General features: G+C 65.7%; 11 protein-coding genes. 6 read left to right on the top strand and 5 right to left on the bottom strand.

Features of this window, described 5'->3' with window-relative positions; translation table 11 throughout:
* Both dut and AC1DSN_RS12285 read left to right on the top strand, forming a co-directional pair.
* On the top strand, positions 1-372 hold a 372-nt coding region (gene dut / locus AC1DSN_RS12290; RefSeq protein WP_477330893.1), incomplete at its 5' end, for a dUTP diphosphatase.
* 25 nt (positions 373-397) lie between these two features.
* Positions 398-2,737, top strand: coding sequence for a phosphomannomutase/phosphoglucomutase (locus AC1DSN_RS12285; RefSeq protein WP_477330891.1), 2,340 nt, complete (start codon positions 398-400; stop codon positions 2,735-2,737).
* Positions 2,738-2,745: 8 nt separating this feature from the next.
* Here AC1DSN_RS12285 and AC1DSN_RS12280 read toward each other — a convergent pair whose 3' ends face one another.
* The 3 genes from AC1DSN_RS12280 to AC1DSN_RS12270 form a co-directional block, all read right to left on the bottom strand.
* Positions 2,746-3,396 (bottom strand): DUF4124 domain-containing protein, encoded by a 651-nt coding sequence (locus tag AC1DSN_RS12280; RefSeq protein WP_477296187.1) that lies wholly within the window; start codon positions 3,394-3,396, stop codon positions 2,746-2,748.
* A 99-nt stretch (positions 3,397-3,495) separates the two neighbouring features.
* Positions 3,496-4,143, bottom strand: a complete 648-nt coding sequence (gene pyrE, locus AC1DSN_RS12275) for an orotate phosphoribosyltransferase (protein ID WP_477296192.1) — start codon at positions 4,141-4,143, stop codon at positions 3,496-3,498.
* 13 nt (positions 4,144-4,156) lie between these two features.
* Positions 4,157-4,657, bottom strand: coding sequence for a GNAT family N-acetyltransferase (locus AC1DSN_RS12270; protein ID WP_477296188.1), 501 nt, complete (start codon positions 4,655-4,657; stop codon positions 4,157-4,159).
* Positions 4,658-4,714: 57 nt separating this feature from the next.
* Here AC1DSN_RS12270 and AC1DSN_RS12265 point away from each other — a divergent pair, with 57 nt between their 5' ends.
* The 3 genes from AC1DSN_RS12265 to AC1DSN_RS12255 all read left to right on the top strand — a co-directional run bounded on the left by AC1DSN_RS12265 (position 4,715) and on the right by AC1DSN_RS12255 (position 7,164).
* The gene (locus AC1DSN_RS12265) at positions 4,715-5,485 is read left to right on the top strand and encodes an exodeoxyribonuclease III (RefSeq protein WP_477296189.1); all 771 of its coding nucleotides are present in this window, start codon (positions 4,715-4,717) and stop codon (positions 5,483-5,485) included.
* Entirely contained in the window at positions 5,482-6,780 is a 1,299-nt protein-coding gene (locus tag AC1DSN_RS12260; protein WP_345777516.1) for an AmpG family muropeptide MFS transporter, read from the top strand. The genes AC1DSN_RS12265 and AC1DSN_RS12260 overlap by 4 nt, the downstream gene beginning before the upstream one ends.
* A gap of 72 nt (positions 6,781-6,852) precedes the next feature.
* Positions 6,853-7,164, top strand: a complete 312-nt coding sequence (locus AC1DSN_RS12255; RefSeq protein ID WP_063574271.1) for a hypothetical protein — start codon at positions 6,853-6,855, stop codon at positions 7,162-7,164.
* 7 nt (positions 7,165-7,171) lie between these two features.
* Here the strand turns inward: AC1DSN_RS12255 and AC1DSN_RS12250 are convergent, their stop codons facing one another.
* Positions 7,172-8,287, bottom strand: coding sequence for an anhydro-N-acetylmuramic acid kinase (locus AC1DSN_RS12250; RefSeq protein WP_477296190.1), 1,116 nt, complete (start codon positions 8,285-8,287; stop codon positions 7,172-7,174).
* 3 nt (positions 8,288-8,290) lie between these two features.
* Positions 8,291-9,811: an OapA family protein gene (locus AC1DSN_RS12245; protein WP_477330889.1), complete on the bottom strand. Its 1,521-nt coding sequence runs from the start codon at positions 9,809-9,811 to the stop codon at positions 8,291-8,293.
* Positions 9,812-9,993: 182 nt separating this feature from the next.
* On the opposite strand from AC1DSN_RS12245, the gene tyrS reads away from it, so the two are divergent.
* The coding region (tyrS, locus tag AC1DSN_RS12240; RefSeq protein WP_477330887.1) for a tyrosine--tRNA ligase at positions 9,994-10,982 on the top strand (989 nt) is incomplete at its 3' end.

Here is a 10,982-nt window from a genome sequence, read left to right as displayed (position 1 = left end):
GGGATGGACCTCCGGGCGGCTGTCGACGCGCCGGTGACGCTGGCGCCGGGCGATAGCGTGCTGGTGCCGACCGGCCTTGCCATCCATATTGGTGACCCTGCCTGGTGCGCCCTCATCGTGCCGCGTTCCGGGCTAGGTCATAAGCAAGGCCTCGTGATGGGCAATCTGGTCGGCGTGATCGACGCGGATTACCAGGGTCCTTTAATGATTTCATGCTGGAATCGTGGAAACGCGATACTGACCATCGCGCCGGGTGACCGGATTGCGCAATTATTGCTGGTGCCGGTAGGACGGGCACGCTTGCGCGTTGTCGACGGGTTCGCCCCTTCGCTGCGGGGCGAAGGCGGATTCGGTTCGACAGGCATTGGCTGACAGGCGACGGGGAGCAAGGGGCAGCATGGGGCGTAACGAGGGAGGGGCGAAGCGGGGGCTTCGTATCGACGTGCGACGCGTGCTGCCGTTGATCGGCGCCACGCTGCTCACGGTCGGCGGTGCATTTTGCGCGTGGCAGGCATGGCTTATCGCCGACGAGAGCGATGCGGCCGAACGTACGCGTTCGGCACAGCGTCAGGCCGTCCACGACCTCGGCGAGCTATATGCCGGCCGACACAGCCAGCTGATGCAGGCCGTAGGCAATCCGGAGGTCGCAGCGGGCATCGACGATCACGTTGCCACCGCCGCACGCCTGCGTGCCTTGCTTCCGGCCACGTCCGATATCGAAATCTATAGCGGTGGCCTGGATGAAGTCGTCCGGGCGAACTACCGCGAGTTCGGCTACGCCAAGGCAGCGCAGTTGATGGCGGCATTGGGTACGACCGGGGCGCCTCTCGCATCGAGCTCCGTGCACGGCAACGACCGCCGGCTGACGGTGGCCGAGCCCGTAAACGCCGACGGCGCGGTGCGCGCCTGGGTCTGGCTCGAATACCCCTTCGACGACATCCGCCAGAAATTCATGGCGTCGTCGCCGTCCAGCGGTCGTCTCGAATTGCGCCAGGGCAACGGCGGGGACAGTCTCATGCTCGAGTCGGTCGGTTCCGCCTCGGGTGAGACCTCGCCGGATGCCCAGCAGGTTCCGGGCACCTCACTCTATGTCTATGCGGCGTTGCCGAAGGCGTTCATCGTCATTCCGCACTCCGAGCTGCTTGCTGTCCTGCTGACGCTCATCGGCATCGGTGGTGGCGTCCTGCTGCTTTGGGCCCGGCAGCGGCCACAGCCGCAGGCCGAGCCGGAACCGGAGGAAGTCCTCATCGCCGACGTGGAGCGCAAGCCGCGCCTGCCCCCGGCACCGACGCTGGGTCGGGGCGACACGCCCGCGCCCTCGGCGAAACCGGTGGCGCGGGCGTCCGCAGTGGCGCTCGACCCGGCCATCTTCCGCGCGTACGACATTCGCGGCATCGTCGGCACCCAGCTCACAGCCGATATCGCACGTCGCATTGGACAGGCCATCGGCGGCCTGATGAACGAGCGCGGCCTGCGTGAAATCGTCGTGGGTCGCGACGGGCGCCTGTCGGGCCCTGAGCTCGCTGGCGCGCTGATGGATGGCCTCCGGGCCGCCGGCATCGATGTGATCGATCTTGGTGCGGTACCGACCCCCGTGGCTTACTTCGCCGCGTTCCACTTCGGTACCGGCTGCGCCGTGTCGGTGACGGGAAGTCACAATCCACCCGACCACAATGGCTTCAAGATCGTCGTCGGCGGGGAGACGCTTGCCGAGGGCGCGATTGCCGACCTGCATCGCCGCATTGCGGAGGGTCGCCTCGAGGAAGATGGCCTGGGCACATGGCGCGAGCAATCGATCATCGATGCCTAYGTGGCGAAGATCGCCGGCGATGTCTCCGCCGAACGTCGCCTGAAGGTCGTGGTCGATGCCGGCAATGGCGTCGCTGGCGCCGTCGCCCCCCGCGTCCTCGAGGAAATCGGCTGCGAAGTGGTGCCCCTGTACTGCGACGTCGACGGCACGTTCCCGAACCACCACCCCGATCCTTCCGATCCGCGCAACCTCGGCGATCTCATCGCCGCCGTCCATACCATCGGCGCGGATCTGGGTATCGCGTTCGATGGCGATGGCGATCGCGTCGGCGTGGTCACGGCCAGCGGCGAGATCATCAACGCCGACCGCTTGCTCATGTTGTTCGCCCAGGACGTGCTCGCGCGCAACCCGGGCGCCACGGTGATCTTCGACGTGAAATGCACGGGCCACCTGCGCCGGGTGATCCAGGAATCCGCCGGTGTGCCGCTCATGTGGCGCACGGGCCATTCGCTGATCAAGGCAAAGATGCGCGAAACCGGCGCCGCCCTGGCCGGTGAGATGAGCGGGCACTTTTTCTTCGCTGACAACAATCGTTGGTACGGCTTCGACGACGGCATCTATGCCGCCGCACGCTTGCTCGAAATCGTTGCCGGTGACCTCGAGGAGCGCAGCGTCGCGGCCCTGTTCGAAGGGCTGCCTACCAGCGTCTCCACACCGGAACTGCGGTTGCCGATGGAGGAGGGCGCGCCCTTCCGTTTCATCGAAACGTTCCGCGCATCCGCCACGTTCGAAGACGCGCGAGTCACGACGATCGACGGTATCCGGGTGGACTGGCCCGACGGCTGGGGCCTGGTTCGCGCATCGAACACGTCGCCGGCGCTGGTGTTCCGCTTCGACGCGGACACCGCCAAGGCGCTCGAGCGTGTGAAACAGGCGTTCCGCCAGCGTCTGCTGGCGGTAGACCGGACGCTTGCCTTGCCGTTCTGACCGGCTGATCAGCCGCCGTTGATAGCGGCGGCCTTCAGCTGGCGGTAGTGCTGCAGCTGGGCGTCGACCTTCACCTTGGCGGCGTCTTTGGAGGCCTGCTGGCGCTGGAGGGTGACGCGAAGCGACGCCACCGTGTTGCGTTGCTCGGTGATCCGCTGGCCGAGGTAGGGCGGCACCGGCTGCTTGGCGCGTTCCAGGTCACCGGCTCGCGTGAGGAGGTCGGCCAGTGCCTTCTCCTGCCCCTGCAGATTCATGCGGGTGGTGCGTGCGGCCTGCTCGAAGTTTTCGATTTCGGCATTCTTCGCCGACATGAACGAGGCTTCGTTGGGGTAGGCGGTGAGCATCTGGGCGTCGTCACGCTGGCGCTGCTGCTCGGCCAGAAGGGCGGCGGCCTGCTGATCGGCGACCTTCTTCGCCGCCGCGCGTTCGTCGGCTGTCAGCTGGCGATCCACGTGGCGCACGGTGACGCCCTGCGCGTTGACCACGTCGTAGCCGGCCGCCATCGCGTCCTGCGTCAGGCTGTCGCTGAAGTAGGAATGACCTGAAGCGTCCTTCCACTTGTAGCGGAAGCCGTTGTTGTTGGTTGTGTTAGTGGCGCCGAATGCCGCCGTGCCGAGGCACAGCGTCGCTCCCGCCAGGATGTAACGCACTGCACGCATGGTGTCCCCTCCTGTCGGGGGAGTATAGCCAGCGAGCGGCATCAGGCGATGCAGGGTCGGCAGGTGGTCCGGCCCTGCGTGACGCAGTCGCCGTTTTGCTCAGGCCTTGACGCCGTACTGCTCGCGATAGGCCAGCAGGCGACCATGTTCGGCGGCCAGTTCGGCCTTTTCGCCCGCGTAGGTGAGGACATCGGCCAGGGTGGCGATGGCGATCACCGGAATACCGAATTGCGCCGCCACCTCTTGGGCAGCCGACAGGTCGCCCTGTCCCCGCTCCTGGCGGTCCAGAGCAATGAGCACCCCCGCCGGTTCAGCGCCCTGCGCCCGGATCAGCTCGAGGGATTCGCGAACGGCCGTGCCCGCGGTCATGACATCGTCCACGATCAGCACGCGACCCCTGAGCGGTGCGCCAACGAGCGTGCCGCCTTCCCCGTGGGCCTTGGCTTCCTTGCGGTTATAAGCCCACGGCAGGTCGCGGTCCTGCGTGTCAGCCAGCGCGATAGCGGTCGCGGCAGCCAGGGCAATGCCCTTGTAGGCAGGGCCGAACAGCATGTCGAACGGCACGCCGGAACGGGTGGCCGCCTCGGCGTACGAGCGCCCGAGCCGGGCCAGCGCGGCGCCCGAGTCGATCCGGCCCATGTTGAAGAAGTACGGGCTGATGCGGCCCGACTTGAGCGTGAATTCGCCGAAGCGAAGAACGTCGCGGGCCAGGGTGAGCTCGATGAATTCGCGCTGGTAATCGTGCACGTCGGTATCTCTCTCAGGGGTTCCAGGGATGCAGCGGTCGCCACAGCGCGAACTGCGGCCCCGCCAGCCCGCCATGGTACAGCTCGCCACTGTCGCGATAGCCCGCGCGGCGATAGACGTGCACAGCGGCTTCGTTACGGACGTTCACCGTCAACAGGATCCGTTCGCGATCGGGGTGGCGTCCGGCCACGTAGGCGTGGATGGCGTCCAGGGCGCGGCGGCCAAGGCCTTCACCCTGGCGGCCGGCGTCGATCATGAAGCTGCGCAGGGCGACGGCACCGTCGGCCAGGGGATGGCCACCCATGGCGGCCGCGCGCCGGTCGATGCGCACGTAGCCCACCACGGCGTCGTCGACGACCAGGGCGAGCGCTTCGCTGCCGGGACACACCGCCGCGTCCGCCAGGGAATCCGCGACGTGGCCGACGAAGGGCCATTGTTCGTCCTGCACCCGCAGGGCGAGCACCGCGGCTCGAAGGTCGGCATCCACGGGCAAGACTCGAATGACACTATTCATGCCGCCATTATGGGCCCGGTATGATGGGCGGATTCGTCAAACGCACCCCAAGGTCCCATGCGCATCATTTCGCTGAACGCCAACGGTATCCGTTCCGCCGCCACCAAAGGCGTCTTCGAATGGCTGCGCACCCAGGACGCCGATGTCGTCTGCCTGCAGGAAACCAAGGCACAGGAATCCCAGCTGACGGATCCGATGTTCCGTCCGGACGGTCACCACTGCTTCTATCACGATGCCCGCAGCAAGAAGGGTTACAGCGGCGTCGCCATCTATTCCAAGCGCGAACCCGACGAGGTACGCGTATCCCTGGGCCGTGAGGATTTCGACTGCGAGGGCCGCTACATCGAGGCGCGCTTCGGCAACCTCAGCGTCGTTTCGTTCTACATCCCGTCGGGCTCGTCCGGCGACGAACGCCAGCAGTACAAGTTCCGCATCATGGAATGGCTCACGCCCATCCTGCGCGAATGGGCCGCCAGCGGCCGCGAGTACGTGCTCTGCGGCGACTGGAACATCGTCCATACGAAGAACGACATCAAGAACTGGACCTCCAACCAGAAGAACTCCGGCTGCCTCCCCGAAGAGCGCGCGTGGCTCGATCTGCTGTTCAAGGAGATCGGCTGGGTGGACAGCTTCCGCGCGATCAAGCCCGACGCCGTCGAATACACATGGTGGTCCAACCGTGGCGCGGCCCGTGCCAACAACGTGGGTTGGCGTATCGACTACCAGATCGTGACGCCGGGCCTGGGCGCCCGCGCGCTTGACTGTTCGGTCTATCGCGACGAACGCTTCTCCGACCACGCCCCGTTTATCGTGGACTACGCCGAGTGACGGAATCGACCGGGGTGGTCCGCTACAAGGGCCTGCGCGGCGCGGTCGCGGCGTTTGCCCAGCCGGGCGCGGTCACCATGTTGTTCTTCGGCCTGGCGTCGGGCCTGCCGTTCCTGCTGGTCGGCAATACGCTCTCTGCCTGGCTGAAGGAATCGGGCGTGGACTACGGCGCCATCGGCCTCGCGAGCTACGTCACCTTCAGCTATAACTTCAAGTTCCTCTGGGCGCCCCTGGTAGACAAGTTCCGGCTGCCGCTGTTCTGCCGGCTTGGCCAGCGTCGCGGCTGGCTGATGTTCGCGTTACTTCTGCTCGCCGCGGGCCTGTTGCTGATGGCCTTCATGCCTCCCACGGCATCGCTACCGAACTTCGTCGGCGCGACGATCCTTGCGGCCTTTGCCGGTGCGACGATCGACATCGTGGTCGACGCGTACCGCGTGGAAATCGCTCCGCCAGAAGCACAAGGCGCGCTGGCGGCGACGTACACCCTCGGCTACCGCTTTGGTCTGATCGCCAGTGGCGCCGGCATTCTGCTGATCGCCGACCAGGTGGGTTGGCAGCGCGGCTATGTGACGATCTGCCTCCTGTTGATCGTGCCGATCGTGACCGTGCTCATCGCGCGTGAACCTGAGCACCGGGTGCGGGAGCGCCTGCCGCTGCGCGTCGCTGTCCAGGAGGGCTTCATCGGCCCATTCCGCGACTTCTTCTCGCGTTACGGCCTGGGGCTGGCGCTGGGACTGTTGCTGTTCGTGGCCCTGTTCCGCCTGCCCGACCAGATGCTTGGCGTCATGGCCTACCCGTTCTACCTCGATGCGGGCTTCACCAAGACGCAGATCGCGGAGGTCTCGAAGGTCTATGGGGTGATCATCGGTATCGCCGGCGCCTTGCTCGGTGGTTGGGCAGTCACCCGATTCGAGATGCGGCGCCTGCTGGTGGTCGCCGCCCTCGGCGTTGCGCTGTCGAACATGCTGTACCTCTTGATGGCACAGAACCCCGGACAGACGTGGGCCTTTGTCGCGACGCTTTCGGGTGACAACTTCGCGCAAGGTTTTGCGGGGCCGGTCCTGGTTGCCTTCATGTCCGGCCTGGTCAATCGCAGCTTCACCGCCACGCAGTACGCGCTGCTCAGTTCGCTGGCCAACCTGCCCGGCAAGCTGATCGGCGGGATGTCCGGATTCCTCGTCAAGGATTCCGGCTATCCCGCCCTGTTCGTCATAAGCACGGTATCGATCGTGCCCACCCTGTTGGTTCTGGCCCTGCTCTGGCGGCGGTTGCCGACCCCGACGGACAGGCCATAAGGCCAGCACAACGCACTGCCGAAACTGTGTAAGATCTGCCGCACAGGGGGCATGCGCGAGGAGGTAACGCACGTGCCAGATATCGTGGTGCGACACATCGACGAGCAGATGGCCGAGCGGATCAAGACGCTCGCGCGTGAACGCCGCTGGTCGATCAATGAAGTGATCCTGCATGCGCTGCGCTATGGCCTCGGCCTCAGTGCAGGCGACGTGTTCAGCGAGCTGTTGCTGCAGCCCGGTGACATCGCGCACCTGACCGGTGCGTGGGATGCCGAGGAGCAGGCTGCTTTCCAGGAAGCGCTGGCAGCGCTTGCCCAGGCATCGCCTTCGTCACTCGCGGATGCGGCCCAGCGTCAGGCCAGCGTGTCCGACGAATCGTTCTGACGCCGGCTCAGGGCGCCGCGTAAAGCGCGCCCAGCAGGCGCGGGCCATGTGCGCCCGTGACGCTTGCCAGATTGCCCGGCTCGCCGCGAATGCGGCGATAGGCCAGCCAGGCGAAGGCCATGGCTTCCATGAAATCCGGATCGATGCCGAACGCCGAGCTCGTCACCATCTCGCGTCCCGGCAGACGCTCCGTGAGCGCGCGCATCAGGGCCGCGTTGTGCACACCGCCACCGCAGGCGACGATGTCGCTGGCATCCCCGGCATGGCGTTCGATAGCGTCGGCGATCGACACGGCGCTCAACGCCAGCAGGGTGGCCTGGACGTCTTCGGGCGTGTTGTCGGCCACTCGTGGATGCGCATCCAGCCAGGCGAGGTGAAAGTGTTCGCGGCCGGTGCTCTTCGGAGGCGGCAACACGAAGTACGCATCGTCCAGCAGCTCGGCGAGCAGGGTCGCATCGACGGCACCGGAGGCGGCAAACCGACCGTCGCGATCGTACGGTTCGCCGCGGTGACGCATGCACCACGCATCCATGAGTCCGTTCGCCGGACCCGTATCGAAACCGGTCACCTCGCCGGCGGCGGAAAGTCGCGTCACATTGGCGATGCCACCGAGGTTTAGCACCACGCGCGCGCCGTTCGCCGGCCGCAGCACCGTGGCGTGGAAGGCGGGCACCAGCGGTGCGCCCTGGCCACCGGCAGCCACGTCGGCGCGGCGGAAGTCGGCGATCGTGTCGATGCCGCTACGTTCGGCGATCACCGAGGGGTCGCCGATCTGGAGCGTGAAGGGTAGAGGGCCGTCAGGTCGATGGCGAATGGTCTGTCCGTGCGAGCCGATCGCCTTCACTGCGGTGGAGGAGACCCTCGCTCGTTCGAGAACGGCCTGCGCCGCGTCGGTGAAAGCATGCGCAACGGCGACATCGAGACGACCGTAGTCGTCCAGGGCGAGGCGGTCTTCATCTTGCGCGACGGCGAGAATGCGTCGCCGCAGGGTGGCGTCCCACGGGTGCGTGATGCCGGCCACGAGGGACGGGCGCCCCTCTTCGAAGCGGACCAGGGCGGCGTCGATGCCGTCGGCACTGGTCCCGGAAATAAGGCCCAGGTAAAGGCCGTCCATGGTCGGCACGAATCAGTCGTCGCCGCGCGAAGCGGTATCGGCGCGCGCGAGCTTCGTGTTGTTGTCGACCTGGTTGAGGCGGGCCAGCTGCGGGCCGACCACGTCCTTCTTGAATTTCGCCAGCTGGGCCGCCGGCAGCGGTTCCGGCTTGGGCAGCGTCACCGTCTGCGGATCACGCTGCACATTGTTGACACGGAACTCGTAGTGCAGATGCGGGCCGGTCGCCAGGCCGGTCATGCCGACGAAACCGATGGTGTTGCCCTGGCTTACGCGCTGGCCGACACGCAGGTTGGCGAAGCGAGACATGTGGCCGTAGGCGGTGCTGATCGTCGCGTTGTGCTGGATGACCACGAAGTTGCCGTAGCCGTTCATCCAGCCGCGGAACTTCACCACGCCATCGCCTGCCGCATGGATTGGGGTACCGGTCGGTGCGGCGTAGTCGACGCCCTTGTGTGCGCGCATCGTGCCGAGGATAGGGTGCATGCGGCCGGCGCTGAACTGCGAGGAGATGCGCGTGAAGTCGACCGGGATGCGCAGGAAGGAGCCGGTGAGCGGGCGGCCCTCTTCGCTGAAGTAGCTCCACTTGCCGTCGGTGTTCTTGAAGCGATACGCGGTATAGCGCTTGCCCTGGTTGACGAACTCGGCGGCGACGATGTCGCCTTCGCGCAGGTACGAACCATCGCTGTAGACGTCGTCATAGATGACGGTGAAGTTGTCGCCGACGCGCAGGTCCTGCACGAAGTCGATGTCGAACTTGAACACCTCGGCCAGCTTGAGGACCATCGCGTTGCTCATGCCGGCCTTCGAGGCGGCACCAAACAGCGAGCTGTCGATCGCGCCGTGCGCGATGTGCTCGCGGCGCTGCACATCGCGGGTCTTCGTCGAGAGCTGCGGCGATGCGCCGTCCAGGCGCAGGGTGGCGATGTTCGCCTCGTCCTGGTCGAAGCGCACGCCCTTGAGCGTGTGGTCGCTGCCGACGAGGAACTGGAATTCCTGGCCCGGCTTGATCTGGTGGAAAACCTTGGTGCCACCCGAGCCGTCGATCACGTGCTGCAGGTCGGTCATCGACAGGCCCTGGGCAAGGAAGATGTCGGCAAGGGTTTCGCCCGGGTGCACCTGCACGGTCTGCCACTCTTCGACGGGAACGACCGGCTTGATCCTGGCCGGGTCCATCTTCGGCAGGGCGAGCGGCACGATGGCGTGGGCGAGAGGGTCGCTGGTGACCAGCGCGGTGGCGACTGCCGAGGAACGGCTCGCCATCGACGTCTTTGCCGGTACGGCAGGCAGCGTGGCGACGGACGACTTCATGGCACCGGCCCAGGCCGGGATCACGAGGGCGGAAAGGATAACCAGAAGGAAGGCGGTGCCCGCGAGGATCCAGCGCTCACGCGACCAACTCAACGGCTCCGATGAGGCATTTCGGCTGAACGACCAATGCGCACGACTATCGTAGAAGTGCGAATGACGGCGCTGCGCCTTGCGGCGGATCGCCTGCTTGCGGGCGCTGTGCGCGCCTCTGTTTTCATCAGCCATTGTCTTTCTTGTATCCGCTCGCCCCGAGTTGTCGCGTACCATAACGGCCTCGTGCAAACGGCGTCAACGCCTTTCCCATCAAGGCTTTGCATCGCATCTTTGGGTTAACGCACAATTAACCCCCACGGCCTCTTCACACACATATGTGAAGGCCGCAGACCCATGACTACTAGAGAGAAAGCATGAACGAGCTGGAGCAGGCCCTGGCGCTGATCGCGCGTGGCGCGGACGAGATCATCAAGAAGGAAGACCTCGAAGCCAGGCTCAAGACGGGCCGCCCCCTGCGCATCAAGGCCGGTTTCGATCCGACCGCCCCGGACCTGCACCTGGGCCATACCGTCCTGCTCAACAAGATGCGCCAGTTTCAGGATCTCGGACACCAGGTCATCTTCCTGATCGGCGACTTCACCGGGATGATCGGCGACCCTACCGGCAAGAACGTCACCCGCAAGCCGCTTACCCGCGAGGACGTGCTGGCCAACGCCGAGACCTATGCCGAGCAGGTCTTCAAGGTGCTCGACCGGGACAAGACCGAGCTGCGCTTCAATTCCGAGTGGTTCGGCAAGATGGGCGCGGCGGACATGATCCGCCTGGCCGCCCAGCACACCGTGGCCCGCATGCTCGAGCGCGACGACTTCGCCAAGCGTTACAAGTCGGAGCAGCCCATCGCCATCCATGAGTTCCTCTATCCGCTGGTCCAGGGTTACGACTCCGTGGCGCTCGAATGCGACGTGGAGCTCGGCGGCACCGACCAGAAGTTCAACCTGCTGATGGGCCGTGCCCTTCAGGAGCACCATGGCCAGCCGCCCCAGATCGTCCTGACCATGCCCCTGCTTGAGGGTCTGGACGGGGTCAACAAGATGTCCAAGTCCCTGGGCAACTACATAGGTATCAATGAGCCGGCCATCGACATGGTCACCAAGACCATGAAGATCGGGGACGACCTGATGTGGCGGTGGTTCGAGCTGCTTAGCTTCGATGTCTCCATGGCCGACATCGCACGTATGAAGGAAGAGATCGCCTCGGGTGTACTGAATCCGCGTGACGCCAAGCTTCGCCTGGCCCGCGAACTGACCACCCGCTTCCACGACGCCGCAGCGGCCGAGCAGGCTATTGCAGGCTGGCACGCTGTCGTAACGGGGGAGGGCGACACCAGCCTGCTTCCCATGGC

The organism is Luteibacter sp. P4_D7_3 (assembly GCF_056401735.1).
This window is presented reverse-complemented; position numbering and strand designations above follow the sequence as displayed.